Consider the following 25,795-nt stretch of genomic DNA (forward strand, 5'->3'; position numbering starts at 1 on the left):
GCCGCGACCCAACCTACGAATCCATCCCCCGGCACCCCCTGCACGGCCGCGCCGGGCCCGCCACCCGGAGCGGTCGCGGGACGGCGGAGACGAACGGGTGAGCCGCGGATGACGGCGCCCGGCCGGGGGTACCTGTCCCTGCGCGCCACATGGCCGTTGTGGGGCATCCCACGCCCCGCGACCACATGGCCGGGGAACCGTACAGATGGCCGCGGCGTGGATACGATCAGTACGGAAGTACCGCAATCGGGCCCCCGGCCCGACCGGAAGCCCGAGAGCCCTTGGAAGGGGGTGCCCCGTGGGAGTGCTGAAGAAGTTCGAGCAGCGACTTGAGGGTCTCGTGAACGGCACCTTCGCCAAGGTGTTCAAGTCCGAGGTCCAGCCCGTGGAGATCGCCGGTGCGCTGCAGCGCGAGTGCGACAACAACGCCACCATCTGGAACCGGGAACGCACCGTAGTCCCCAACGACTTCATCGTCGAGCTCAGCCCGCACGACCACGAGCGACTCAGCCCGTACGCCGGGCAGCTCGGCCAGGAGCTCGCCGGGATGGTGCTGGAGTACGCCGAGGCCCAGCGCTACAGCTTCCTCGGCCCGCTGCAGGTGAACCTGGAGCGCGCCGACGACCTGGACACCGGCCTCTACCGGGTCCGCAGCCGCACCCTCGCCGGCGACGCACCCGAGCCGTCGGCCGCCGCCTACCAGCAGCCCGCCCCGCAGCCCGGCTACGGCCAGCCCGAGCCGGGCCCGGGCTGGGCGCAGAGCAGCCAGCCGACGTACGCGGGCTCCGCGCCGCTGTCGCCGACCCCTCCCGCCACCCCGCCGGCCGCGCCGGCGGGCGGCAACGTCCGCCCGTTCCCCGGCTCGGGCACCGGAGCCGGCACCCGACGCTGGATCGAGGTCAACGGCACCCGCCACCAGATCACCGGCAACGCCTGCGTGCTCGGCCGCTCCACCGAGGCGGACGTGCGGATCGACGACCCCGGGGTCTCCCGCAAGCACGCCGAGATCCGCCCCGGGAACCCGGCCATGGTCCTCGACCTCGGCTCCACCAACGGCATCGTGGTGGACGGACAGCACACCCAGCGCGCTACGCTCCGCGACGGCTCGCGGATCGTCGTGGGCTCCACGACGATCATCTACCGACAGGTCGAAGGGTAGGGCGAGCAGCGGTGTCCGAACTCACTCTGACAGTCATGCGGCTGGGTTTCCTGGCCGTGCTGTGGCTGTTCGTGATCGTGGCGGTGCAGGTGATCCGCAGCGATCTGTTCGGCGCCAGGGGCACCGGCCGCATCGGCCGCCGGACCGCGGGCGCGGCCGCCCCCGCGGCCGCCGCGAGCAGCGCACCGGCCCGCCCGCAGCCCGGCCCCCGAGAGGGCGCCGGCCCGGCCGGCGGGCCGCAGCCCGGCGGCCGCCGGGCCCCCCGGAACGCCCCCACCCAGCTGGTGGTGGTCGAGGGCGGGCTGGCCGGCACCACCGTCGCGCTCCAGGGCCAGGTCATCACGCTGGGTCGCGCCCACGACTCCACCATCGTGCTCGATGACGACTACGCCTCCTCGCGTCATGCCAGGATCTACCCCGACCAGACTGGGCAGTGGACCGTGGAGGATCTAGGCTCCACCAACGGCACGTATCTCGACCGTCAGCGGCTGACACAGCCGTTGCCGCTGCAGATCGGCGTGCCGATCCGTATCGGCAGGACCGTCATCGAACTGCGGAAGTAGTAGCGCATGAGGGACAGCACCCCGTCCATGAACAGCCGGGAAGGCAGCGCGGCCGCTGCCGCTGCCCTGTGCGAGGAGCAGAGGGGAGCGGGCGCCGCGAGCGAGCGATGGGGGCACCCCCGGCCGAAGGCCGGGGGAGAGCTCGTCGTTGGAGGGCGCGCGTGGGCGAATGACCTCACCGGGCTTTGCGGGGTGGGCGCATGAGTCTGGTGCTGCGGTTCGCCGCCGGGTCCCACAAGGGACTGATCCGGGAGGGGAACGAGGACTCCGGCTACGCCGGCCCCCGCCTGCTGGCGGTGGCGGACGGCATGGGCGGTGCGGCGGCCGGCGAAGTCGCCTCCTCCGAGGCCCTGAGCTCGCTCATCGCGCTGGACGAGGCCGACCCCCAGGCCGACCTGCTGACCCTGCTGAACGACGCGGTGCAGAACGCCAACGACCGGCTGCGCCTGATGGTCGAACAGGATCCCCAGCTCGAAGGCATGGGCTGCACCCTGACCGCGCTGCTGTGGACCGGCGAGCGGATGGGCCTGGTGCACGTCGGCGACTCCCGCGCGTACCTGTTGCGCGACGGCTCGCTGACCCAGATCACCCAGGACCACACCTGGGTGCAGCGCCTGGTGGACGAGGGCCGGATCACCGCCGAGGAGGCCGAGACCCACCCGCAGCGCTCGTTGCTGATGCGCGCCCTGGACGGCCGCGGCCAGGTCGAGCCCGACCTGGCGATCCGCGAGGTCCGGGCCGGCGACCGCTACCTGATCTGCTCCGACGGCCTGTCCGGCCCGGTCAGCCACCAGACCCTGGAGGAGACGCTGGGGAGCTTCTACGCCCCCGAGCCGACCATCCAGGAGCTGATCCAGCTGGCGCTGCGCGGCGGCGGCCCCGACAACATCACCTGCATCGTGGCCGACGTGCTCGACATCGGCCCCAACGACACCCACAGCGGCCAGTTCACCACCACCCCCGTGGTGGTCGGCGCCATCGCCGAGGGCCCGCACGGCACCGCCGTGGACAACCAGATCATCGACACCCCGGCCGGCCGTGCCGCCGGGCTGGGCCGCCAGCAGCCGCCGCAGGGCGCCTTCGGCCCGGCCGACGGCTACGACGGGCAGGCGCCGGGCGGCTTCGGCCCCGCCGAGGGCTACGGGGCCGACGGCTACGGCGGCGAGGGCTACGGGGCCGAGGGCTACGGCCCGGGCGACCCCCAGGCACCCGCCGGCTACCCGGGCGGCCCGGAGGGCGGCTACGGCCAGGCCCAGTCCCCCGAGGCGCAGCCCGCCGGCGCCGAGCAGCCGCCGCGCAAGCGCCGCTGGTTCCGCCGCTCGGCGATCACCGTGGTGGCCCTCGCCCTGGTCGGCGGCGCCGCCTACGCCGGCTACTCCTGGACCCAGGACAAGTACTACCTGGGCATCAGCGACGGCCACGTCACGGTCTACCAGGGCATCAACGAGAACATCGCCGGCATCAGCCTGTCCAAGGTGCACAGCACCACGGCCGTGCAGACCCGGCTGCTCCCGGTCGAGTCGCAGAACGCGCTCAAGAGCACCGTCGCGGCCAGCAGCCTGGAGGACGCCAACGCCAAGGTGAGCGTCTACTCCCACCAGGCCGACGTCTGCTCCAAGGTGGCGCAGCAGCAGCCGACCGACAGCCAGGGCCAGCCGGTCACCGCGGCCTCCTACCGGAGCGCACCCAGGGTCGGCGCCCCGGTCACGCCCACCCCGAGCGCCGCGCCCGGCCAGGGGAGCACCGGCGCCGGCGAGCCGTCCGCGCCGCCGAGCTCGCCGACGGCCGTTCCGAGCAGCCCGGCGGCCGACGGCTCGCCGAGCGCCCCGGCCACCCCGGGCGGTCAGTCGTCGCTGAGCGCGGCCGACCAGGAGCTGCAGAAGTCCTGCCCGCAGCCGTCCTGACCCACCGCTGACCGGCCGGCCCGGGGCCTGCCGGTCAGCACCCCTGCACCTGTGCGGTTGAATGGCATGCGCCGCCTGCCCAGGTGTCGTCGAAGGAGGGGACCCGCCTCATGAACAAGCCCATCCGACGGGTTGCCGTCTTCTGCATGGTGCTGATCTTCGCGCTGCTGCTGCGCGCCAACTGGGTGCAGGCGGTGGTCGCCGACAGCTACGCCGACAACCCCCACAACGAGCGCCCCCAGTACGAGGCGTACGCCCACCCGCGCGGCAGCCTCATCGTCGGCGGCCCCAACGGCCAGGCGATCACCACGTCCAATCTCGTCAACGGCGTCCGGTTCAAGTACCAGACCGGCTTCACCGACGGCCCGATGTACGCGCCGATCACCGGCTACTCCACGCCGTACGACTCCAGCGCCCTGGAGAACCTGGAGAACGGCATACTCGGCGGCACCGACGACCGGCTGGCCTTCGGCAACGCGATGGACACGCTCACCGGCAAGCCCCAGCGCGGCGGCGACGTGATCACCACCATCAACCCGAACGTGCAGAAGGCCGCCTTCCAGGCGATGGGTGACAAGAAGGGCGCCGCCGTCGCGCTCGACCCGCGCACCGGCGCCATCCTGGCCCTGGTCAGCACCCCGTCCTACGACCCCAACGTCGCCAACACCGACAGCAAGGCCTGGCAGGCACTCACCAACGACCCCAACCAGCCGTTGCTCGACCGGGCGCTCCGCCAGACCTACCCGCCCGGCTCCACCTTCAAGCTGGTCACCGCCGCCACCGCCTTCGAGACCGGCAAGTACAACAGCCCGGACGACCAGACGGACACCCCGGACGTCTACACCCTGCCCGGCACCAACACCGTCCTGCACAACGACAGCGACAGTGAGAACTGCGGCCAGGCCACCCTCAAGTACGCCCTCGAGATCTCCTGCAACACCGTCTACGGCAAGCTCGGCGCCGACCTCGGCGGGGGCAAGCTGCTCGCCCAGGCGCAGAAGTTCGGCTTCAACAGCACGGTGGACACCCCGATCCGTTCCGCGGCCAGCAACTTCCCCACCGACTCCACCCCCGACGGCACCGCCCAGGACGCGATCGGCCAGCACAACACCACCGCCACCCCGCTGCAGATGGCCATGGTCGCCGCCGCGATCGCCAACAACGGCAAGGAGATGCAGCCCTACCTGGTCGACGAGGAGCGCTCGGCCGGCGGCACCACCATCTCCAAGCACACCGAGAAGGTGCTCAACCAGTCGGTCAGCCCCGCCACCGCGCAGAAGCTGCAGCAGATGATGGTGGACGTGGTGCAGAACGGCACCGGCAAGAACGCCCAGATCCCCGGCGTCGAGGTCGGCGGCAAGACCGGCACCGCCCAGCACGGCGTGGACAACAAGGGACTGCCGTTCGCCTGGTTCGTCTCCTACGCCAAGGTCGGCAACGACTACCCGATCGCGGTCGCGGTGGTGGTCGAGGACGGTGCCGCGCAGAGCGAGGAGATCAGCGGCGGCAGCCTGGCCGCTCCGATCGCCAAGCAGATCATGCAGGCGGCCATCGGCAAGCAGTGACGGACCGGCGCCACTTCGCGGCGTTTCGTCTCCGACACCAGTAGGCTCCGATACCGGTCTGGTCTCAGCTGGCGGGCGTGTCGAGTTGTCCGTGCGGCGACCGGTAGCGTATCCGCCAGCGGCGGGTCTGCCCGCTGCCCGGTTCCGCCTCGTCGCGGCGGCTGGGACCATCGTCACCAGAACCACGCGTGACGAGAGCAGCGTCACTACAGGAACGTGCGGGGACACCTACGTCACATCCTCACCGGACGGTGGGGGAGAGGGTCGGAACTATGGAAGAGCCTCGTCGCCTCGGCGGCAGGTACGAGCTCGGCGGCGTCCTCGGACGCGGCGGCATGGCCGAGGTCTACCTCGCCCATGACACCCGGCTCGGCCGCTCCGTCGCAGTGAAGACGCTCCGGGCGGACATGGCGCGGGACCCCTCGTTCCAGGCCCGCTTCCGCCGCGAGGCCCAGTCCGCCGCCTCCCTCAACCACCCCGCCATCGTCGCCGTGTACGACACCGGCGAGGACTACATCGACGGCATCTCCATCCCGTACATCGTGATGGAGTACGTCGAGGGCTCCACGCTGCGCGAACTGCTGCACTCCGGGCGCCGGTTGCTGCCGGAGCGGGCGCTGGAGATGACCATCGGCATCCTCCAGGCGCTGGAGTACTCGCACCGCGCCGGCATCGTGCACCGGGACATCAAGCCGGCCAACGTGATGCTCACCCGCCAGGGCAACGTCAAGGTGATGGACTTCGGCATCGCCCGTGCGATGGGTGACGCCGGCATGACCATGACCCAGACCTCGGCCGTGATCGGCACCGCCCAGTACCTCTCGCCCGAGCAGGCCAAGGGCGAGACCGTGGACGCCCGCTCCGACCTCTACTCCACCGGCTGCCTGCTCTACGAACTGCTCACGCTGCGCCCGCCGTTCGTCGGCGACTCGCCCGTCGCGGTCGCCTACCAGCACGTCCGCGAGGAGGCCGCGCCGCCGTCCAGCTACGACCCCGAGGTCCGGCCGGAGATCGACGCGATCGTGCTCAAGGCGCTCGCCAAGGAGCGTGACTACCGCTACCAGAGCGCCGACGAGATGCGCGACGACATCGAGCGCTTCCTCGACGGCCTCCCGGTCGCGGCCGCCCAGCAGGCCGCCGCCTACGGCATGGGCGGCTACGGCTACGACCAGCACGGCTACCCGGCGCAGCACGACCCGTACGGCCAGACCAGCATGATGCCGCAGGCCGGTGCCGCCGCGCCCACCACCATGCTCCCGCCGGTCGGCGGCCAGGGCGGCTACGACTCGAACGGCTACCCCGACGACGGCTACGGCGACGGCGGCGACGACGTCCCGCGCAGCCGGCGCCGCGACGACCAGCCGAAGAAGAGCAACACCTCCTGGGTCATCCTGGCGCTCGCCGCGGTGCTGGTGCTGGTCGGTTCGTTCTTCGTCGCCCAGGCCATGTTCAAGGGCGGCGGCGGCAGCAAGCAGATCGCCGCGCCCAACCTCGCCGGCAAGACGTTCGACGACGCCACCAACTACGCGCACAACGTCAGCGCCAAACTGACCGTGGCGAAGGGCGCCGCGATGCCCTGCGGCAACGTGGCCAAGGACCAGGTCTGCCAGCAGAGCCCCACGGCCGGCACCCAGATGCCCGAGAACGGCACGATCGACGTCCAGCTCTCCAGCGGCCCCAGCCAGGTCCAGGTGCCCGACGAGAGCGGCAAGAACAAGGACACCGCGACCGCCGAGCTGCAGAAGGCCGGCTTCCAGCTCGGCTCGCCGGTCTACGAGAACAGCGACTCCGTCCCGCAGGATTCGGTGATCTCGCAGGACCCGCCGGCCGGCACCCAGGTGGCTCCCGGCTCCACGGTCACCCTGCACGTCTCGCAGGGCACGGGCATGACCACCGTGCCCAACGTGGTCGGCCAGCCGGTCGACCAGGCGACCGCCACCCTGAAGAACGCCGGCTTCTCGGTCGACTCCAGCAAGAGCACCCCGAGCACCAACGCCAGCCAGGTGGTCAACACCGTGGCCTCGCAGAGCCCCGCCAAGGCGGCCCCGGGGGCGACCATCACGCTGACCGTCTACGGGCCGCCGGCCAAGGTCACCGTGCCGATCGTCGTCGGCAAGACCTACAAGGACGCGTTCGCAGCACTCAACGCGCTGCACCTGGCATCGACGGTGGTCGCCGGACCGCAGGACGACAATGCGATCGTCACCGCCGTCAACCCCCAGGCCGGTTCGCAGGTCGACCCGTCGCAGGTGATCCAGCTGACCACCCAGCCGGGGAACGCGAGCCCGCCCGGCAAAGGGGGCAGCCCCGCCGCCGGGGGGCTCACCGGCTTTCCCCCCCTCGGCGGGGGCAACTAGGCACCACCGGTAGCGGACCCTGAGCGAGCACAGGGGGCTGTGGACAACCCGTCAGTTGCCCACAGCCCCTTGGCCTTTCCCGGAGCAGCGTCCCCGCCGCGTTGTCCACAGCCCGTCAGTACCGGCGCCGGCGGCCGTGGCCCGGCGCGCCGGACATGGTGCAGAGCAGCTCCACCCGCCCGCCCAGCGTCCACATCGCCCCCGACACCTCGGCCAGCCGGGCACTCATCGCCGCCAGCAGCTCCGCGTCCCGCCGCACCCGCAGGGAGAGCTCGGCGTGGCGCTGCTCCAGGGCGGTGACCTGGTCCAGGAGGCCCTCGTGGCGGGCTTCCAGCTCCTGGACGCGGTGCTCGAAGAGCTGAGTGGCCCGGCCGGCGATGTCGGTGACCATGGCTTCGGCCCAACCCGGTCGCGGGGCCGCCTCGGGCTCGGGCTCGGGCGCATAGCGGCCGGTGCGGCGGATCGCGGGGATGACCTCGTGAGTGAGCCAGCGCTTGAAGGCGCGGGCCTGCGGCTTGCGGGAGCGGAGGACCAGCGAGTACAGGCCAGGCTCGTTGATGATGGAGACGCGTCGACGGCCGACGCTGGTGTAAGCAATGGTTACACCAACCTCGTCCTCGTCGAGCGTCTGCAGAGCCTTCCGCGAGTTGCTGTGCTCCAGCACCGCGCAGACATCCGCCGCGACCCACCAAGGCTCGCCCTCAATGGTCACCACCCGGACTTCCCGGCCCTCGAAGTCGAACGGGATGACCGGGTTTTCCATGTTCGTCATACCAACCCAAACGATTCGCCCGAACGGCTGGTAGCGCGCCGCCCCAGCGCACCACCCCGGCGCACGGGAGTGCGCCCGGTCTCCAAGCATTCTGAGGACCGCGGGCCGCACCGACCTCTCGTGCCTGTGGACAACCCTGGAGGTGCAACCAGTGGTTACACCTCCCCTCACCGCAACTCCCCCGGCAAAGTCCGCTTCGCGTCCACCGGGTCCACCCGCACCAGGCTCCCCCAGACCGCCGTCCGGTACTCCGAGGTGTACACCGGCGTGCAGGTGGTCAGGGTGATGTACCGCCCCGGCTTGGTGTAGCCCGCCTTCGCCGGGACCGGGGCGACGACGCCGACGTCGTCCTCGGTGGTCCGGTCGAGTACCGCGTCCACCCGGTAGACGTACCAGTGGTCGCGGGTCTCCACCACGATCGGGTCACCCTTGGAGACCGCGTCCAGGTCGTGGAACCGGGCGCCGTGGCCGTCGCGGTGGGCGGCCAGGGCGAAGTTGCCGGACGGGTCCCACGGCATCGCGGGGCCGAAGGGCTGGGTGTAGACCCCGGCGACGCCCTGGTTGAGCACCGCGGGGTCGGTGCCGAGCTTGATCAGCACCGAGTAGCCGCGCCCCATCGCCGGCACGTGCAGGAACCCGATGCCCCCGGCGTCGAGGCCGGCCGGCGCCGCGTCACCCGGAACCGTCCAGGACCCGCGCAGCCGCCGGCCGTCCTGGTCGGCCTGACGGTCCGCCAGCAGGTCGGTCCACCAGAGCGAGTAGGCGACGAAGAGCGCCAGCACCACCCCGAGGGTGACCAGCAGCTCACCGGCGAGCCCGAGCACCCGGGCGGTCGGCGAGCGGCGGCGCGGCAGCCTGGTGCTCCCGGCTGGCTGCTGCGCCATGCGGCCTCGCTCCCGGTGGGTGGAGAAGCCTCGGGTCAGGGGCTGGTGAGGGCCGGCGGCTCTCCCTGACTCCTCGGTCGGTCATCGATCATCTTGCCAAAGACGATCAGCCGACCCCTGGCGCTGAACTCGGGCGTACAGGTGGTCATGGTGATGTACCGCCCCGATTGGGTGAACGGCGACCCCTTGGGGACCGCCTGCAGCACCGAGACGTTGGTCGGCGGGGTCTCCGGGATGCCGCCCTCCACCTCGTAGGTGTAGTAGTCGGTGCCCGTCTCCACCACGATCTTGTCGCCGGGGGCGAGCTCGGCGAGCTTGCGGAACGGTTGGCCGTGCGTGGTGCGGTGACCGGCCACGGCGAAGTTGCCGGACGGGTCCCAGGGCATCGAGGTGCCGGTGTAGTGGCCGACCAGGCCGTGGTCGAGCACCTTGGTGGTGTCGGTGCCCTCGGCGACCGGGTCGGTGAGGCCGATCTTGGGCACGTGGATGATGGCGAAGCCCTTGCCGGGGGCGAACGCCGGCGGCGGCGCGGACTGACCGGGGCCGGGCGGCGGTGCGGTGGGGTGGTCGAACTGCTGCTCCAGCTTGTCGCGGGTGCCGTCAGCTATCGCATCGGCCTGCACGTTGGTCCACCAGAGCTGGTAGGCGACGAACAGCAGCATCACCAGGCCCGTGGTGATGAACAGCTCGCCGACCAGCCGGGCCGCGATCACCCGCTTGCGCTCCTTGGGCCGGACCACCGGCCCGCGTCGCCCGGTGGACCGCCGGCGGCCGCTGCCCGAGCGCACCCCGACCCGGCCCTGGGCGCGCCGCCCCTCGCTCCGGCCGCCCTGCTCGCCCGACCGGCCGGCCGACTGCGCGGGCACGGTGACCGCCCGCAGTTGCAGCGTCTGATCGGCCAGCCACGGATACTCCGGCGCCGGGTAGTCCGGCTGCTCGGCCGCGGGGACCGCCGGTTCGACGGGCTGGTAGACCCCCCAGCCGTCGGACTCGCCCTGGTGCGCCCCGGCCGGCGGCTCCTGCCACCGACCGCCGTACCCCTCGTCTCGGCGCCCTTCCGGGCGCACGGCCGTCATCGCCTCAACCCCGGCCGATCACCGGTGCGAGTCCGACCGATCGGCCGACCGCCTCCGGGTCGCCGCACTCGGCCAACCAGTTGGCCAGCATTCGGTGTCCCCCCTCGGTGAGCACCGACTCGGGGTGGAACTGCACCCCTTCCACGGGCAGCTCCCGGTGCCTCAGCCCCATGATGACACCGCTCTCGGTCCGCGCGGTGACCACCAGCTCGGCGGGGACCGTGGTCGGCTCGACGGCCAGCGAGTGGTAGCGGGTGGCGGTCATCGGCGAGGGCAGGCCGGCGAAGACACCACCGTCCTCGTGTTCGACCAGCGAGGTCTTGCCGTGCAGCAGCTCGGGGGCCCGGTCGACCACCGCGCCGTAGGCCACCGCGATCGACTGCAGGCCCAGGCAGACGCCGAACAGCGGCAGTCCGATGGCGGCACAGTGCCGCACCATCTCGATGCAGACCCCGGCCTCCTCGGGCGCGCCGGGGCCGGGGGAGAGCAGCACCCCGTCGTACCCCCGCTCGCCGTCGCGCCGCACCGCCCGACCCGCCGTCAGCTCGTCATTGCGCACCACCTCGCAGGTGGCGCCCAGCTGGTAGAGGTACTGGACCAGGTTGAAGACGAAGCTGTCGTAGTTGTCCACCACGAGGATGCGCGGGGTGGTGACGGTCGAGGCCATGGCTGCTGACTCCGGTGGGGTGCGGGCGGGACTGCTGGCGGGAGGTGGCGTGCCCGGTCCGGGCGGCCGGGGGACGGTCAGCCGTGGCCACCGCCGTTGTTCACCGTGACGTCGTTGAACGGGAGCAGCGGTTCCGCCCACGGGAAGACGTACTGGAAGAGCAGGTAGACCACGCCGAGGACGAGCAGCAGCGAGATGATCGCGCGGACCAGGGTGTTCCCCGGCAGGTGCCGCCAGATCCAGGCGTACATGGTGCTCCCTACAGTCGGGCCGTGGGCACCAGAGTAGACCGCGAGCCACGGCCGTTGGCCGGACCGGGAAATTTCCCGCGCCCCGGCGCGAGGGGTGCTACTGACCGGTGACGGCGTGCAGGTCGGTGCCGCCGGTGTAGCCGGGCAGGGTGAGGTCGCCGGTCTCCTGCACCTTCCAGCCCAGGCCGTAGGCCGCGACGTACTGCAGGTAGTTGCGGATCGAGGGGTCGGCGTCGACCGCGGCGCGCAGGTCGGCCGTCCTGCCGACGGCCCGGATGACGTACGGCGGCGAGTAGACCCGGCCCTGCAGCAGCAGGGTGTTGCCGACGCAGCGGACCGCGCTGGTGGCGATCAGCCGCTGGTCCATCACTTGCACTCCTTCGGCGCCACCGCGCCACAGTGCGTTGACGACGGCCTGGATGTCCTGCTGATGGATCACCAGGTCGTTGACGCCTGGTTCGGGGACGCCGGGGATCCGGGCGGTGGCGTCGGCCGGCGCGTCGTTCAGGGTGACGGTGAGGCCGGGGCCCTGCAGCTGGTCGAGGCCGGCCAGTCGGCGCTGCTGGGCGAGTCGGTCGGCGTCGGCCGGGTCGCCGACCTGCTGCCTGGTCAGGGCGTCGGCGCGCTGCTGGAGCTCGGAGAGGTCGGCCTGGGCCTGCCGGTTCTGGTCGCTGCGCTGCTGTATCAGATCGCCCAGGCGGAGCAGCGAGTTGTCCGAGCGCAGGTCGATGCCGTGGGAGGCGTGCGCGCTGACGTAGAACAGGACACCCGCGAGGGCGAAGACACCGCAGGTCAGGGCACGACCGACAATTCGGGTGGAGTTTCGGCGGCCGATGCCCTCCGGGGGGTCCTGCTCTCCGGAATTCTCGGAATTCGGCACCGTACCCTTATCTCCTTCCGACCCGGCGAGCCACTACGCTAACGGACGCCGGTGGCATCTGCGGAGTACCTCCCGGTCTCCTCTGTACCGACCCGGCTCCGCATTCGCCGCCCCGCCCCGCTGCACCCTGCGCGGTCTCACAGCGCATCGACAGGAGAGCCCCTCGTGCCGAAGTCTCGACTCCGCAAGAAGTCCGACTACACCCCGCCGACCACGGCGACCGCAGTCAAGATCAGCTCGGGCCGCACCTGGGTCGCTCCGGTGATGCTGGCACTGTTCCTCATCGGGCTGGCCTGGATCGTCACCTACTACGTGACGAGTGCGAGCTACCCGGTGCGGGCCTGGGGCAACTGGAACATCCTGGTGGGCTTCGGCTTCATCGCCGGGGGCTTCGGCGTCTCCACCCAGTGGAAGTAGCGCCCGCGCCCTGAGCGGCCCCCGCTGACCGAGGGGACGAGGACCGCTTCGCCGCAGCCCGGCGGAGCGGTCCGCCGGGCTGTCCGCGCGCGGCGCGGGTCGGTCATACCGTCCGCTTGTCCACATGGTTATCCACAGTGGGGAAAAGTCGACCCACCTTGTGGATAACTCTGTGCGATCTCCGGATCGCCTGACGATCCCGCAGCGGGACGCGCGTAGACCAGGCGGGCACCGACTGTGTGCACATCACTGCGCACTGTGGACAACTGTGCGGCTCAGCCGCTGAGTCGGGCGGTCTCCACCAGGACCACGGCGACGATCGCCGCCAGCATCAGGGCCACGGTGGTGGCCTGCACCAGATCGCGGTGGGCCCGGGGCGCGTGCATCAGGCCGATCCCGGTGACGGTCCCGGCGACCAACCCGCCGATGTGCGCCCGCCAGTCGATGCCGGGCACCGAGAAGGTGATCACCAGGTTGAAGACGATCAGCGCGACCACCGGGCCGATCGGCTGGCGGGCCGCCCGGAACAGCACCGCGGTAGCGCCGAACAGGCCGAAGATCGCTCCTGAGGCGCCCAGCGAGGCGGTGCCGCTCCCCGACACCAGGTAGACCAGCGCGCTGCCGGCCAGCCCGCTGACCACGTAGAGCGCCAGGAACCGCAGCCGGCCCAGCACCCGCTCCAGGTTGGGGCCGATCCACCACAGCGCCAGCATGTTGGAGCCCACGTGCAGCGGATTCGTCGGCTGGTGCATGAAGATCGCGGTGAACAGCCGGTAGTACTCGCCGCCCGCCACACCGTGCAGGTGGCCGTACTGGTCCACCCAGCTGGCCAGGTCCCACTGGTAGGTCAGCGGCTTGTAGAGGAACGAGGACACCACGAACAGCGCCAGGTTGATCCCGATCAGGATCTTGGTGACCAGGCTGCCGTCCCCGGTGAGCTTGCCGCCGAACCGGGTGGTGGGCACCTGCGACTGCTGCGGCTGCTGCGCGGGCGGATGCGACGAGGTTCCGTTCACGCACTCCGGGCAGTGGAAGCCGACCGAGGCGTCGACCATGCACCGGGGGCAGATGGGCCGGCCGCAGCGCGAGCAGCTGACCCCGGTCTCCTGCTCGGGGTGCCGGTAGCAGCGCGGCAGCCGGTGCGCACCGGCTCCGGTGGGTGCCGCCGGACCGGTCGGGTCGCCCTGGGTCATCGCGCCTCTCTCTGCCTGGCATGACGAGTCCCGGGGCCCACCACCGCGTGGCGGACCACCGGGACCGTCAAGGCTACTGCCGCGCCGGGGACGCCGACAGGCGTCAGCGGCGGGTGATCTCCACCGAGTTGATCACCACGTCCTGGACCGGACGGTCGTTGGGGCCGGTCTTGACACCGGCGATCACGGCGACGACCTTCTGGCTGGCCTCGTCCTCGACCGCGCCGAAGATGGTGTGCTTGCCGGTCAACCAGGTGGTGGGGGCCACCGTGATGAAGAACTGCGAGCCGTTGGTGCCCGGGCCGGCGTTGGCCATGGCGAGCAGGAACGGCTTGGTGAAGGCCAGGTCGGGGTGGAACTCGTCGCCGAACTTGTAGCCCGGGCCGCCGATGCCCTGACCCAGCGGGTCACCGCCCTGGATCATGAAGCCGTCGATGATCCGGTGGAATATGGTGCCGTCGTAGAGCTTGGCATTGGTCTTCTGGCCGGTGCGCGGGTCGGTCCACTCGCGCGTGCCCTCGGCCAGCTCGACGAAGTTCGCCACGGTCTTGGGGGCGTGGTTGGGGAAGAGCTTGACCACGATGTCGCCGTGGTTCGTCTTGAGGGTCGCGAACAGTTCCTCGGCCACGAGGATGCCTTCCTTCTCTTGGTCACTGACCTCTGCATCATGGCAGACGGCCCAGCCTGCCATGCAAAGGGATAAAACGGCATGCATGATCTCGAATCAGGTGGATAAGTGCCGCTACAACACCCCAGGAGGTGGATCTTCCGTGACCCGTATGCCCGCCGTGCCCTCCCTCGAAGGCGCACGTGAGACGGCCGGCCGGACCCTGGAGACGCTGGCGCCCTATGCGGCGACGGCCCGGGACACCGCGGCGCAGTACGCGGACGGAGCCCGGCAGCGGCTGGGCCCGGCCCTGGAGGCGCTGGGGCCGCGGCTGGAGGCGGCCGTCGACCAAGCCAGGGCGGGCGGGCTGCAGGCGGCCCAGTCGGCCCGCGCCGGCCTGGCACCGCGAGTCGGACAGGCCTTCGCCGCGCTGCCACCGAAGAGCCAGGAGAACGCCGTCAAGGCCGTCCACCGGGCCCAGGAGGCCGCGCTGCACGCCCGGCACTCGGCCGAGCACGCCCGGGCCGCCGCGCTGCCGGTGGTGCAGGAGGCCCAGGCCCGGGGTGCGGCCGCGCTGTCCGCCCTCCAGGGCAAGCAGCCGGCGGCGCGGCGTTGCGGCTGCAGCCGCCGTCGGATGACCGCCGAGGCCCGGCGGGCCGCCCGGGCCGAGCGCGGTCGCCGCGGGTCACTGGCCGCGGTGGGGCTGCTGGCGATCGGCGGCGGGGTGCTGCTCTGGGCCTGGTACCGGCGGCGCAGCGAGCCGGAGTGGCTGATCGAGCCGCCCGAGGTGCAGCACCCGCTGAACCCGGTGCACCCGGCCTCGCGTGCCACCGGCACCGCTGGGGACGCCTCGGAGGCGGCTGAGCGACCCGACGGGCAGACCGGCGAGGACGACCGGCCGGACGGCAGCGGACCGGTCTGACGCACCGCCGGACGCAGTGCGCCGGAACGCCGATGGCCGGCCTGGAGGACCAGGCCGGCCATCGGCGTTTCCGTGGAGCTTAGGAGACTCGAACTCCTGACATCTGCCTTGCAAAGGCAGCGCTCTACCAACTGAGCTAAAGCCCCGGGACGGCACCCGTGGCGCCATCGGAGAACAGCGTACCGGGTCGACCGGACTGGGGGCACCTCCCGCCCTCCCCCGGCCGCCGGTCAGGGGCCCCATGACCGGGGGCCGTGCGCGGGTGTCCGGCCCACCGGGTGGGCAGGAGCAGCGGCGGGGAGGTCCCGAGCGGACCTCCCGCGTTCCGCCGCGGCGACCTGAGGTCAGCGACCGGCCGGGATCGGGTCGGTGGCCTCGGTCCACAGGTCCTGCTCGGCGCGGTCGGCCTGGACCTGACGGTAGACAAAGAAGCCGCCGAGGGCGACCAGGGCGACCAGGAGGAGCTTCTTCACCGCGGGACCTCGTCCTTCTCAGCAGTTCGGGGACTCACCCGCCAGGGTCCCGGCCGGGCGGCCGGGGTGGCGGGCCTGTGATGTGCGGGGTGTGGTTGGCGACCGAAATCGACCGAACCGCCCTGCGGCCGATGATACACACCCGTGTCCTGTTCGAGACCGGCTATCCGGCGCCCCAACATGGGGACGCGGCCCACGGTTTGACGTCACGGCGCGCAGGACGGCCGATCGGCGGGGCCGGTCCGGCCGAAGACCACGGTGGCGTCGTCGTGCCGCTTGCCGGGAACCGGCCGGGCGGGTCCGCGTGCGCGGCGGCCCGCACGACCGCCGGCACCGCGCCCGGACCCCGCTCGTCCGGGGTCTCCAGCGTGCCCAGCTCCGGCCGTACCGCTCCACCAGCCGCGACACGCCGTCGGCGAGCACCGCGAAGCGCCGCACCCCGGCCGGCGGACGGGAGCCGGTGAGCGCCTGGTCGGCGGACTCGGGGCGAGTGCTCGCCACCAGAAGCCGCAGGCCGCGTCGCACAGCCGCGACACGCCGGCCCGGTCGTACGTCGGCAACCGCTCCAGCCGGTCGTCCAGCACCGGGGTTGCCCAGGTCGCAGCTGCCGCCGTGCAGGGCGCAGACGGCCTCGTTCCCGGCCCGCAGCACCCGCGCAGCTCCGCTGCATCGCCGCTCCCGTCCGTCGCGCAGCCGCCGCCAAAACGAAACGCCCGCTCACCGATCCCGGTGAGCGGGCGTTTCCGCAGGTGGGCCTAACAGGACTTGAACCTGTGGCCTCTTCCTTATCAGGGAAGCGCTCTAACCGTCTGAGCTATAGGCCCTTGCCGCACTGAAAGATTAGCGGACCGACGGCCGATCTCCCAAATCGATACCCTGGCCCTCCTTCGGCCCCCCGATCGCAGGCCTCACCTCGGCAGTTCCGGTCCCGGTCGACCGGCGGCGCAGCCACTGCTCGCGGGTGGCCGGGAGGCCGCTGGTGCCGCTGGGGGTGGTGCGCACGGCGAGGACCTGGTTGATCCCGATCCGGTTCTCCTCGAAGGCCAGCGCGGAGGCCGCCATGTAGAGCCGCCAGACCCTGGCCCGGCCGCGGCCGGCCAGTCGGACCGCCTGCGGCCAGTTGGCCTCCAGGTTGGCCACCCACTCGCGCAGCGTCAGGGCGTAGTGCTCGCGCAGCGATTCGACGTCGCGCACCTCGAAGCCGGCCTCCTCCAGCGAGGAGACGGTGCTGCCGACCGGGGAGAGCTCGCCGTCCGGGAAGACGTAGCGGTTGATGAAGGGGCTGGGGGTGTGCGGCACCCCGGGGCGGTCGGGGCGGCGGGCGATCTGGTGGTTGAGCAGTCGGCCGCCGGGGACCAGCAGGTCGTACAGGCCCTCCGCGTAGACCCGGTACTGGGCGCTGCCGACGTGCTCGGCCATGCCGATCGAGGAGATCGCGTCATAGGGCCCGTCGGGGATCTCGCGGTAGTCCTGCAGCCGGATCTCCACCCGGTCCGCCAGCCCGGCCGCGGCCACCCGCTCCCGGGCGAGCGCCACCTGCTCGGCGGAGATGGACACGCCGACCGCGGTGACCCCGTAGTGCTCGGCCGCGTGCAGCACCATCGAGCCCCAGCCGCAGCCGACGTCGAGCAGCCGCATGCCGGGCTCCAGGCCGAGCTTGCGGCAGATCAGGTCGAGCTTGGCGAACTGCGCGTCCTCCAGGCTCTTGCCCTCCGGAGCCCAGTAGGCGCACGAGTAGACCATCGACGGGCCGAGCACCAGGCGGTAGAACTCGTTGCCCACGTCGTAGTGGTGGCTGATCGCGGCCCGGTCCCGGCTGCGGCTGTGCAGCCGGCCCTGCTGGCGGGCCTCCTCGGGCGGCAGCGCGGGATTCGGGCCGAGCGCGCCGGCCCTGGCCAGCGCGGCCAGGGCCCGCCGCCCGGCCGGGCCGGCCAGGTCGGCCGGGCCCAGGTGCAGGTCGCGCACCTCGGGCCGCTCGGCGAAGTGCGCCGCCTCGGCCAGCACCGCGTAGAGGTCCTCGCCTTGGCCGAGCTCCAGGTCGCCGGAGACGTAGGCCCTGGCCAGGCCGAGCTCGCCGGGGGCCCAGAGCAGCCGGCGCAGCGCCCGCCGGTTGCGCAGCACCAGCACCGGGGCGTCGGCCGCCCCGGCGGTGCTGCCGTCCCAAGCTTGCAGCCGGAACGGCAGCCGGGACCCGAGCAGGCCCTCCACTGCCTCGACGAGCTGCGATGCGATCTGAGCCATCGTGTGGAACCTCCGCGCAACCGTGGGGACAGCTGAACGCCGAGCAGCCGCCCCCTGAATCCGTACCGGTAGCCGTGCAGGCAGCCGCACCAGCCAATCCGAACGGCCGCGCGAAGTCCCGGCGGCACGCCGGGACCGGACGGCTGTCACCCGAATGACGAGGCGGGCCCCTTCGATGAAACCGCCGAAGGGGCCCGCCTATGCCGGATTTCGCGAAACTGGTTCGTGAACCGGTGCGTACTGAGTGAAGTCGTGACGATGTGTCAGGCTGACGCGCGGTCAGCCGGGAGCCGCCCGGGTCGGGTCACTCCTCCTCGGCCAGCGTCAGCTCGACGCCGCCGGTGAAGCCGGCCGCCGAGTTGTAGATGAACGCGGCGAGGGTGGAGAGCGCGGTCAGCAGCACCACGTCGACCACGGCGATCAGCGCGGTCCAGGTGAGCACCTGCCCGAAGCCGACGTAGTCCATGATGTTGACGCCGCCGGTGCCGGTGCTGCCCGAGCCGGTGACCTCCTTGAGGGTCTTGCCGATCGAGTCGAAGACGCCCAGGGTGTCCAGCGTGCTCCAGAGCACGATGGCGGCCACGATCATGATGATGCCGAGCGCCAGCGACAGCAGGAAGCTGACCTTCATCACCGACCAGGGGTCGGCCTTGAGCACCCGCAGCCGCGCCTTGCGGGTCCGGCCGGAGCCGGCCGACGGCGCCGCGGCGGCCGGCCGGGGGGCCGACTGGCCCGCCTGGCCCGGGGCGCGGGTGCCGCGCCCGGCGGCCGGCTGCCCCTTGGTGTAGGTGGTCGGCTGGGAGTACCCGCCGGCCGCCGACTGACCCGGCGGGGGCACCGTCGGCTTGTCGGCCGTGCCACCGCTGTAGCCGCCGGTGGAGCCCACCGAGGACATCACAGAGGTGGACGCCGCCGGATGCTCGGCCGACGGCTGCGGAACACCTCCGAACGGCGCACCGCCCGGCGCGGCACCTCCCGCAGCACCCGTGGTCCCACTCACTCTGGTTCCTCCCGCAGTTCCTGCCCGGGACGCGGCCACGTCCCGGTCGACACTCCACTGTGCGGCATCAAGCTGAGAAGCCCGAAACCGGGGCAGCCGGTGCCCCCGTCGAACGGCGGGGGTACCGGCTGCCCCACCACCGTCAGCCCTGGTCAGCCGCTTCGGACGAGCCGGCTGGGGCATCCGCCACAATGTCGGTGCCCGCGCCCTCGACCGATTCGACAGCCTCGGCCGTACCGTCGGCGATCTCCTCTTCCTCGGCCTCCGCGTTGCGGGCCATGCCCACCACCGCGTCGCGCTTCCCGAGGTTGATCAGTTGGACGCCCATGGTGTCACGTCCGGTTTCACGGACCCCGGAAACCCTGGTCCGGATCACCCCGCCGGACAGGGTGATGGCCATGATCTCGTCGGTCTCCTCGACCACCAGCGCGCCGACCAGCGAGCCGCGGCCCTCGACGGTCTTCGCCGCCTTGATGCCGAAGCCGCCGCGGCCCTGCACCCGGTACTCGGCCACCGGGGTCCGCTTGGCGTAGCCGCCGTCGGTCGCGGTGAAGACGAAGGTGCCCGGGCGGACCACGTTCATCGACAGCAGCTCGTCGTCCTCGCGGAACGCCATGCCCTTGACGCCGGAGGTGGCCCGGCTCATCGGGCGCAGCGCCTCGTCGGTGGCGGTGAACCGGATCGACTGGGCCTTCTTGGAGACCAGCAGCAGGTCGTCGTCGGCGGAGACCAGCTCGGCGCCGATCAGCTCGTCGTCGCGGCCGTTCTCGTCGGTGCGCAGGTTGATCGCGATCAGGCCGCCGGAGCGCGGCGAGTCGTAGTCCTTCAGCGGGGACTTCTTCACCAGGCCCTCACGCGTGGCCAGCACCAGGTAGGGCTTGTCCTCGTAGGTGCGGATCGCCATCACCTGGGTGATGTGCTCCTCCGGCTGGAAGGCCAGCAGGTTGGCCACGTGCTGGCCGCGGGCGTCCCGGCCGGCGTCCGGCAGCTCGTAGCCCTTGGCCCGGTAGACCCGGCCCTTGTTGGTGAAGAAGAGGATCCAGTTGTGGGTCGTGGTCACGAAGAAGTGGTCCACGATGTCGTCCTGCTTCAGCTGGGCGCCGCGCACGCCCTTGCCGCCGCGCTTCTGCGAGCGGTACAGGTCGGAGCGGGTCCGCTTGACGTAGCCGCCACGGGTGATCGTGACGACGATGTCCTCCTCCGCGATCAGGTCCTCGATCGACAGGTCGCCGTCCGAGGGGATCAGCGTGGAGCGCCGCTCGTCGCCGTACTTCTCGACGATCGCGGTGAGCTCCTCGGAGACGATCTCCCGCTGCCGGGCCGGGGAGGCCAGGATCGCGTTGTACTCGTCGATCTTGCGCTGCAGCTCGTCGTGCTCGTCGGTGATCCGCTGCCGCTCCAGGGCGGCCAGCCGGCGCAGCTGCATCTCCAGGATCGCGTTGGCCTGCAGCTCGTCGATGGTGAGCAGGTCCATCAGGCCGGTGCGGGCGGCGTCGGCCGACGCCGAGGCGCGGATCAGCGAGATCACCGCGTCGATCATGTCCAGCGCCTTGAGCAGCGCGCGCAGGATGTGCGCCCGCTCCTCGGCCTTGCGCAGCCGGAACCGGGTGCGCCGGACGATCACGTCGACCTGGTGGTTGACCCAGTGCCGGATGAAGGCGTCCAGCGAGAGGGTGCGCGGCACCCCGTCGACCAGGGCCAGCATGTTGGCGCCGAAGTTGGTCTGCAGGTCGGTGTGCTTGTACAGGTTGTTGAGCACGACCTTGGCGACGGCCTCGCGCTTGAGCACGATCACCAGGCGCTGGCCGGTCCGCGAGGAGGACTCGTCGCGGACGTCCGCGATGCCGGCGACCCGGCCGTCCTTCACCAGGTCGGCGATCTTCAGCGCCAGGTTGTCCGGGTTCACCTGGTACGGCAGCTCGGTGATCACCAGGCACTGGCGGCCCTGGATCTCCTCCACCTCGACCACCGCGCGCATGGTGATCGAGCCGCGCCCGGTTCGGTACGCCTCCTCGATCCCGCGGCGGCCGACGATCAGCGCGCCGGTCGGGAAGTCGGGGCCCTTGATCCGCTCGATCAGGGCCTCCAGCAGCTCCTCGTTGGAGGCGTCCGGGTGCTGCAGCGCCCAGAGCGCGCCGGAGGCCACCTCGCGCAGGTTGTGCGGCGGGATGTTGGTGGCCATGCCGACCGCGATGCCGGTGGCGCCGTTGACCAGCAGGTTGGGGATGCGCGCCGGCAGGACGGTCGGCTCCTGCGAGCGGCCGTCGTAGTTGGCGGCGAAGTCGACGGTCTCCTCGTCGATGTCGCGCATCATCTCCATCGACAGCGGCGCCATCTTGCACTCGGTGTAGCGCATCGCCGCGGCCGGGTCGTTGCCCGGGGAGCCGAAGTTGCCGTTGCCGTCGACCAGCGGCATCCGCATCGACCAGGGCTGCGCCAGGCGCACCACGGTGTCGTAGATCGAGGTGTCGCCGTGCGGGTGGTAGTTGCCCATCACGTCGCCGACCACGCGGGCGCACTTGTAGTAGCCCTTCTCGGGCCGGTAGCCGCCGTCGTACATCGCGTACAGCACCCGGCGGTGCACCGGCTTGAGGCCGTCGCGGACCTCGGGCAGCGCGCGGGAGACGATCACGCTCATCGCGTAGTCGAGGTAGGAGCGCTGCATCTCGGTCTCGAGCTCGATCGGCTCGATCCGCAGCGCGCCCTGGGCCTGGGCAGCCTGCGGCTGCTCTTCGCTCTCGGGGCGGTTGTCGTCGACCACTGCTGGTCAGTTTCCTTTCACGCGTGACTGGACGGGCGGAGACGGACGGTCGATCACACGTCCAGGCACCTACACATCCAAGAAGCGGACGTCCTTGGCGTTGCGCTGGATGAAGGAGCGACGGGCCTCGACGTCCTCGCCCATCAGCACCGAGAACAGGTCGTCGGCGCGGGCCGCGTCCTCCAGGGTCACCTGGAGCAGCAGCCGGTGGGCCGGGTCCATGGTGGTGACCCGCAGCTCCTCGGCGTTCATCTCGCCCAGACCCTTGAAGCGCTGGATCGCGTCGTCCTTGGGCAGCCGGCGCCCGGCCGACACGCCGGCCTCGATCAGGGCGTCGCGCTCGCGGTCGGAGTAGGCGTACTCGAAGTCGTCCTTGCCCCACTTGATCTTGTACAGCGGCGGCATCGCCAGGTAGACGTAGCCGGCCTCGACCAGCGGGCGCATGAAGCGGAACAGCAGGGTCAGCAGCAGGGTGCGGATGTGCTGCCCGTCGACGTCGGCGTCGGCCATCAGCACGATCTTGTGGTAGCGCAGCTTGGACTCGTCGTAGTCCTCCTGGATGCCGCAGCCGAAGGCCGAGATCAGCGCCTGGACCTCGGTGTTCTGCAGCACCTTGTCGATCCGCGCCTTCTCGACGTTCAGGATCTTGCCGCGGATCGGCAGGATGGCCTGGGTGCGCGGGTCGCGGCCCTGCTTGGCCGAGCCGCCGGCGGAGTCACCCTCGACGATGAAGATCTCGCACTCGCCCGGGTCCTTGGACTGGCAGTCGCTCAGCTTGCCCGGCAGCGAGGCGCTCTCCAGCAGGCCCTTGCGGCGGGTCAGGTCGCGCGCCTTGCGGGCCGCCATCCGCGCGGTGGCCGCGGTGATGGACTTGCGGATGATGTCCGCGGCCTCGTTCGGGTTGCGGTCCAGCCAGTCGTTGAGGTGCTCGTGCACCACCTTCTGGACGAAGGTCTTGGCCTCGGTGTTGCCCAGCTTGTCCTTGGTCTGGCCCTCGAACTGCGGCTCGCCGAGCTTGACCGAGATGACCGCGGTCAGGCCCTCGCGGATGTCCTCGCCGGAGAGGTTCTCGTCCTTCTCGCGGAGCAGCTTCTTCTCCCGCGCGTAGCGGTTGACCAGGCCGGTCAGCGCCGCCCGGAAGCCCTCCTCGTGGGTGCCGCCGCCGTGCGTGTGGATGGTGTTGACGAAGGAGTAGACGCCCTCGGTGTAGGAGGCGTTCCACTGCATGGCGATCTCCACCGAGATCGTCTTGTCCTTGTCCTCCGCCTCGAAGTCGATCACCGAGGGGTGCACGACCTCGCCCTTGCGGGAGTTGAGGTCCTTCACGAAGTCGGCGATGCCGCCCTCGTAGTGGTAGGTCACCGAGAGCGGGTTGCCCTCGTCGTCGGTGTGCTCCGGGCGCTCGTCGGTCAGCCGGATGGTCAGGCCCTTGTTGAGGAAGGCCATCTCCTTGAACCGGCGCGACAGGGTCTCGAACGAGTAGACGGTGGTCTCGAAGATGTCGCCGTCGGCCCAGAAGGTGACGCTGGTGCCGGTCCGGTCGGTGGCCTCGTGCTTGGCCAGCGGCGCGGTCGGGGCGCCCATCTTGTAGTCCTGGGTCCAGCGGTGGCCGTCGGTGTGGATCTCCACCGCGAGGCGGGTGGAGAGCGCGTTGACGACCGAGACGCCGACACCGTGCAGACCGCCGGAGACCGCGTAGCCGCCGCCGCCGAACTTGCCGCCGGCGTGCAGCACGGTGAGCACCACCTCGACGGCCGGCTTGTCCTGGCCGGGCACCAGGCCGACCGGGATGCCGCGGCCGTTGTCGACGACCCGGATGCCGCCGTCGGCCAGGATGGTCACGTCGATGGTGTCGGCGTGGCCGGCCATGGCCTCGTCGACGGCGTTGTCCACGACCTCCTGGACCAGGTGGTGGAGACCGCGCTCACCGGTCGAACCGATGTACATGCCGGGGCGCTTGCGGACCGCGTCGAGGCCCTCCAGCACCTGGATCGCGCTGGCGTCGTACGACGACCCCTTTTCGGCAGGGGTGGTCGCCGGGTCGGTGGGGACGGGGGACTGGCTGGACTCGCCGGAATCGGCCACGAAGCGCCCTCTCTGGCACAGCGCGGGCCGCATCCCCGCCCGGTTCGGGCGAGGGTGCGACCACGTCGTTTCGACTCAGTTACCGCAAGTTGCAGTGTTTGCGGTTCAGTCTACCGGTACGACTGACATAGATGGGCGTTTGGCAGGCCTTGAAGGCGGATTTGCCGCCCCGAATCCCCTCCGCACATGTCCCGATACTCGCCCGGGGGGCTGAGCGGCTTCACGCAGGCCGCCAGCGGTTCCGGAGGTGTGCGCTCCGTCAAGAGGCGCTCCTGCGTCACCGCGCCCGACGACTCAGCCCCAGGTGTCGCGCGGACCCGTGCTGCCCGGCGCGCGCAGCCGGCCGTACCGCCGCTGCGGCACCGACGGCCCGAACACCCGGATCACCCGGACCGTGCCGTGCCCCAGCTCGTGGTTGAGCCGCGCCACCAACTGCCTTGCCAGCAAACGCAACTGAGTGGCCCACGCGGTGGAGTCACAACGCACCGTCAGCACCGCCTCGGCCTCGTCGAAGTGCTCCGGGGCGCAGTGCGCGGCGATGTCCGGGCCGACGATCTGCGGCCAGCGGCCCATCACCCCGGCCACCGCGGCCGGCGCCTCCCAGCCACGCTCCGTGATCAAACGATTGAGCGCGGCCCCCAGCGGCACCGGGTCCCGGCCGTCCGCCCGGGCCCCGCTGCGCAGCCCGTGCCGCTTCGCCTCGCGCTTCTCGCGCACCTGCTCGCCGCGCTGCCGGGCCTGCTCCTTGGCCGCCCGCAGCGCGACCCGGGCCAGGTCGACGCCGGAGAGCTGCGGTTCGTCGCTCATCGGCGGTGCGCTCCTTCTTCCCCAGGCTGTGGACAGACCAGAGTACGGCTTCGCGCCCCCCGCCGTCGGATCCGTCAGGGGTGGATCCGGCTGACCTCGCCGTCCGCCACCGCGTACCGCGCGCCGGCCAGCGCCTTGGGCACGTCCTCCGGCACCGCCGCGGTGACCAGCACCTGCTCGCCGCCGGCCACCAGCTCGGCCAGCTGGTCGCGCCGCCTGGCGTCCAGCTCGGCGAAGACGTCGTCCAGGATCAGCACCGGCTCGCCGCCGTCCGCCCGCAGCAGCTCGTAGGAGGCCAGCCGCAGCGCCAGCGCGAACGACCAGGACTCGCCGTGGCTGGCGTAGCCCTTGGCGGGCAGGGTGCCGAGCAGCAGGCCCAGCTCGTCCCGGTGCGGTCCGACCAGGGTCAGCCCGCGCTCGGTCTCCTGCCTGCGCACCGCCCGCAGCGCCTCCAGCAGCCGCTGCTCCGCCTCCTCCCGGCTGCCCGGCAGGGCGCCCTCGAAGGCCGAGGCCCGGTACTCCAGGGCGGTCGGGCCGCCGCCCGGCGCCAGCCGCTCGTAGGCCTGCGCCACCAGCGGCTGCAGGGCCGCGACCAGCTGCAGCCGGAAGGCCGTCAGCTCCGCCCCCGCCCGGGCCAGATGGCCGTCCCAGACCTCCAGCGTGGACAGGTCGGCGCCCTTGCCGCCGCCGGCCCGGCGGGCCATCGCGGCGGTCTTCAGCAGCGCGTTGCGCTGCTTGAGCACCCGCTCGTAGTCGGCGCGCACGCCGGCCAGCCGGGGCGCCCGGGAAGTCAGCAGCTCGTCCAGGAACCGCCGCCGCTCCCCCGGGTCGCCCTTGACCAGCGCCAGGTCCTCGGGGGCGAACAGCACAGTGCGCAGCAGGCCCAGCACGTCGCGCGGACGGACGTTGTCGGAGCGGTTGATCCGGGCCCGGTTGGCCTTGCCCGGGGTGATCTCCAGTTCGATCAGGGTGGTCCGGCCGCGGTCCTCGACCGAGCCGCGCACCACCGCCCGCTCGGCGCCCTGGCGGACCAGCGGGGCGTCGGTGGCCACCCGGTGGCTGCCCAGCGTCGCCAGGTAGCCGATCGCCTCCACCAGATTGGTCTTGCCCTGGCCGTTGGGCCCCACGAACGCGGTCACGCCCGGGTCGAGGGGTACCTCGGCCCGGGCGTAGGACCGGAAATCGGCGAGCGACAGGTGCGCGACATGCAT

General features: G+C 71.6%; 22 protein-coding genes and 2 tRNA genes. 7 read left to right on the forward strand and 17 right to left on the reverse strand.

The features are described 5' to 3' along the window. The first annotated feature begins 298 nt into the window (after nt 1-298). From LN042_RS13065 to pknB, 5 genes are all read left to right on the forward strand, one after another. Nucleotides 299-1,159 carry an FHA domain-containing protein gene (locus LN042_RS13065; RefSeq protein WP_230051333.1) on the forward strand — a complete coding sequence of 287 codons (861 nt, stop codon included), beginning with the start codon at nt 299-301 and terminating at the stop codon, nt 1,157-1,159. An 11-nt stretch (nt 1,160-1,170) separates the two neighbouring features. Continuing rightward, complete coding sequence (locus LN042_RS13070) at nt 1,171-1,722, forward strand: FHA domain-containing protein FhaB/FipA (protein ID WP_230051334.1); 552 nt, start codon at nt 1,171-1,173, stop codon at nt 1,720-1,722. Between the two features lie 200 nt (nt 1,723-1,922). Beyond that, nucleotides 1,923-3,626 (forward strand): protein phosphatase 2C domain-containing protein, encoded by a 1,704-nt coding sequence (locus LN042_RS13075; protein WP_230051335.1) that lies wholly within the window; start codon nt 1,923-1,925, stop codon nt 3,624-3,626. 110 nt (nt 3,627-3,736) lie between these two features. Next, a complete protein-coding gene (locus LN042_RS13080; protein ID WP_230051336.1) occupies nt 3,737-5,191 on the forward strand; it encodes a peptidoglycan D,D-transpeptidase FtsI family protein in 1,455 nt (484 codons plus the stop codon). Nucleotides 5,192-5,463: 272 nt separating this feature from the next. Next, a complete protein-coding gene (gene pknB, locus LN042_RS13085) occupies nt 5,464-7,548 on the forward strand; it encodes a Stk1 family PASTA domain-containing Ser/Thr kinase (RefSeq protein ID WP_230051337.1) in 2,085 nt (694 codons plus the stop codon). 115 nt (nt 7,549-7,663) lie between these two features. Here pknB and LN042_RS13090 read toward each other — a convergent pair whose 3' ends face one another. The 6 genes from LN042_RS13090 to LN042_RS13115 all read right to left on the reverse strand — a co-directional run bounded on the left by LN042_RS13090 (nt 7,664) and on the right by LN042_RS13115 (nt 12,078). Further along, entirely contained in the window at nt 7,664-8,320 is a 657-nt protein-coding gene (locus tag LN042_RS13090) for a BRO-N domain-containing protein (RefSeq protein ID WP_230051338.1), read from the reverse strand. Nucleotides 8,321-8,487: 167 nt separating this feature from the next. Then, a complete protein-coding gene (locus LN042_RS13095) occupies nt 8,488-9,204 on the reverse strand; it encodes a class E sortase (RefSeq protein WP_230051339.1) in 717 nt (238 codons plus the stop codon). 35 nt (nt 9,205-9,239) lie between these two features. After that, nucleotides 9,240-10,280 carry a class E sortase gene (locus LN042_RS13100; protein WP_230051340.1) on the reverse strand — a complete coding sequence of 347 codons (1,041 nt, stop codon included), beginning with the start codon at nt 10,278-10,280 and terminating at the stop codon, nt 9,240-9,242. 4 nt (nt 10,281-10,284) lie between these two features. After that, nucleotides 10,285-10,947 (reverse strand): aminodeoxychorismate/anthranilate synthase component II, encoded by a 663-nt coding sequence (locus LN042_RS13105; RefSeq protein ID WP_230051341.1) that lies wholly within the window; start codon nt 10,945-10,947, stop codon nt 10,285-10,287. 77 nt (nt 10,948-11,024) lie between these two features. Continuing rightward, entirely contained in the window at nt 11,025-11,198 is a 174-nt protein-coding gene (locus LN042_RS13110; RefSeq protein ID WP_230051342.1) for a hypothetical protein, read from the reverse strand. 97 nt (nt 11,199-11,295) lie between these two features. Beyond that, entirely contained in the window at nt 11,296-12,078 is a 783-nt protein-coding gene (locus LN042_RS13115) for a DUF881 domain-containing protein (protein WP_372495726.1), read from the reverse strand. 165 nt (nt 12,079-12,243) lie between these two features. Between LN042_RS13115 and crgA the strand changes: the two genes are divergently transcribed. Continuing rightward, nucleotides 12,244-12,495 carry a cell division protein CrgA gene (gene crgA, locus LN042_RS13120; protein ID WP_101380663.1) on the forward strand — a complete coding sequence of 84 codons (252 nt, stop codon included), beginning with the start codon at nt 12,244-12,246 and terminating at the stop codon, nt 12,493-12,495. Nucleotides 12,496-12,770: 275 nt separating this feature from the next. On the opposite strand, the gene LN042_RS13125 is transcribed toward crgA, so the two are convergent. Beyond that, a complete protein-coding gene (locus LN042_RS13125) occupies nt 12,771-13,688 on the reverse strand; it encodes a rhomboid family intramembrane serine protease (protein WP_230051343.1) in 918 nt (305 codons plus the stop codon). A gap of 103 nt (nt 13,689-13,791) precedes the next feature. Continuing rightward, nucleotides 13,792-14,316, reverse strand: coding sequence for a peptidylprolyl isomerase (locus LN042_RS13130; protein WP_230051344.1), 525 nt, complete (start codon nt 14,314-14,316; stop codon nt 13,792-13,794). 151 nt (nt 14,317-14,467) lie between these two features. On the opposite strand from LN042_RS13130, the gene LN042_RS13135 reads away from it, so the two are divergent. Continuing rightward, a complete protein-coding gene (locus LN042_RS13135) occupies nt 14,468-15,217 on the forward strand; it encodes a DUF5324 family protein (RefSeq protein ID WP_230051409.1) in 750 nt (249 codons plus the stop codon). Nucleotides 15,218-15,290: 73 nt separating this feature from the next. Here the strand turns inward: LN042_RS13135 and LN042_RS13140 are convergent. The 9 genes from LN042_RS13140 to recF all read right to left on the reverse strand — a co-directional run bounded on the left by LN042_RS13140 (nt 15,291) and on the right by recF (nt 25,795). After that, nucleotides 15,291-15,363, reverse strand: a tRNA-Ala gene (locus tag LN042_RS13140). 198 nt (nt 15,364-15,561) lie between these two features. Further along, the gene (locus LN042_RS13145) at nt 15,562-15,690 is read right to left on the reverse strand and encodes a DLW-39 family protein (protein WP_211786189.1); all 129 of its coding nucleotides are present in this window, start codon (nt 15,688-15,690) and stop codon (nt 15,562-15,564) included. A gap of 750 nt (nt 15,691-16,440) precedes the next feature. Next, a tRNA-Ile gene (locus tag LN042_RS13150) sits at nt 16,441-16,514 on the reverse strand. A 16-nt stretch (nt 16,515-16,530) separates the two neighbouring features. Beyond that, nucleotides 16,531-17,931, reverse strand: coding sequence for an SAM-dependent methyltransferase (locus LN042_RS13155; protein WP_230051345.1), 1,401 nt, complete (start codon nt 17,929-17,931; stop codon nt 16,531-16,533). A gap of 304 nt (nt 17,932-18,235) precedes the next feature. Beyond that, nucleotides 18,236-18,931 carry a DUF3566 domain-containing protein gene (locus LN042_RS37715; protein ID WP_230051346.1) on the reverse strand — a complete coding sequence of 232 codons (696 nt, stop codon included), beginning with the start codon at nt 18,929-18,931 and terminating at the stop codon, nt 18,236-18,238. Between the two features lie 142 nt (nt 18,932-19,073). After that, the gene (gene gyrA / locus LN042_RS13165) at nt 19,074-21,692 is read right to left on the reverse strand and encodes a DNA gyrase subunit A (RefSeq protein WP_443667702.1); all 2,619 of its coding nucleotides are present in this window, start codon (nt 21,690-21,692) and stop codon (nt 19,074-19,076) included. A gap of 69 nt (nt 21,693-21,761) precedes the next feature. Further along, entirely contained in the window at nt 21,762-23,810 is a 2,049-nt protein-coding gene (gyrB, locus tag LN042_RS13170; RefSeq protein ID WP_230051347.1) for a DNA topoisomerase (ATP-hydrolyzing) subunit B, read from the reverse strand. Between the two features lie 261 nt (nt 23,811-24,071). Beyond that, the gene (locus tag LN042_RS13175; RefSeq protein ID WP_230051348.1) at nt 24,072-24,584 is read right to left on the reverse strand and encodes a DciA family protein; all 513 of its coding nucleotides are present in this window, start codon (nt 24,582-24,584) and stop codon (nt 24,072-24,074) included. 74 nt (nt 24,585-24,658) lie between these two features. Continuing rightward, on the reverse strand, nt 24,659-25,795 hold the full coding sequence (recF, locus tag LN042_RS13180) for a DNA replication/repair protein RecF (protein WP_230051349.1): 1,137 nt from the start codon (nt 25,793-25,795) through the stop codon (nt 24,659-24,661).

The sequence above is a fragment of the Kitasatospora humi genome (assembly GCF_020907985.1).
GTDB lineage: Bacteria > Actinomycetota > Actinomycetes > Streptomycetales > Streptomycetaceae > Kitasatospora > Kitasatospora humi.

Excerpts from the sequence above, each read along its gene's own strand:
- gyrB (WP_230051347.1), bottom strand. The coding sequence starts at position 23,810 with ATGCGGCCCGCGCTGTGCCAGAGAGGGCGCTTCGTGGCCGATTCCGGC.
- LN042_RS13125 (WP_230051343.1), bottom strand. The coding sequence starts at position 13,688 with ATGACCCAGGGCGACCCGACCGGTCCGGCGGCACCCACCGGAGCCGGT.
- LN042_RS13080 (WP_230051336.1), top strand. The coding sequence starts at position 3,737 with ATGAACAAGCCCATCCGACGGGTTGCCGTCTTCTGCATGGTGCTGATC.
- LN042_RS13100 (WP_230051340.1), bottom strand. The coding sequence starts at position 10,280 with ATGACGGCCGTGCGCCCGGAAGGGCGCCGAGACGAGGGGTACGGCGGT.
- pknB (WP_230051337.1), top strand. The coding sequence starts at position 5,464 with ATGGAAGAGCCTCGTCGCCTCGGCGGCAGGTACGAGCTCGGCGGCGTC.
- LN042_RS13075 (WP_230051335.1), top strand. The coding sequence starts at position 1,923 with ATGAGTCTGGTGCTGCGGTTCGCCGCCGGGTCCCACAAGGGACTGATC.
- LN042_RS13110 (WP_230051342.1), bottom strand. The coding sequence starts at position 11,198 with ATGTACGCCTGGATCTGGCGGCACCTGCCGGGGAACACCCTGGTCCGC.
- LN042_RS13175 (WP_230051348.1), bottom strand. The coding sequence starts at position 24,584 with ATGAGCGACGAACCGCAGCTCTCCGGCGTCGACCTGGCCCGGGTCGCG.
- LN042_RS13155 (WP_230051345.1), bottom strand. The coding sequence starts at position 17,931 with ATGGCTCAGATCGCATCGCAGCTCGTCGAGGCAGTGGAGGGCCTGCTC.
- LN042_RS13105 (WP_230051341.1), bottom strand. The coding sequence starts at position 10,947 with ATGGCCTCGACCGTCACCACCCCGCGCATCCTCGTGGTGGACAACTAC.
- LN042_RS13095 (WP_230051339.1), bottom strand. The coding sequence starts at position 9,204 with ATGGCGCAGCAGCCAGCCGGGAGCACCAGGCTGCCGCGCCGCCGCTCG.
- recF (WP_230051349.1), bottom strand. The coding sequence starts at position 25,795 with ATGCATGTCGCGCACCTGTCGCTCGCCGATTTCCGGTCCTACGCCCGG.
- LN042_RS13135 (WP_230051409.1), top strand. The coding sequence starts at position 14,468 with ATGCCCGCCGTGCCCTCCCTCGAAGGCGCACGTGAGACGGCCGGCCGG.
- LN042_RS13090 (WP_230051338.1), bottom strand. The coding sequence starts at position 8,320 with ATGACGAACATGGAAAACCCGGTCATCCCGTTCGACTTCGAGGGCCGG.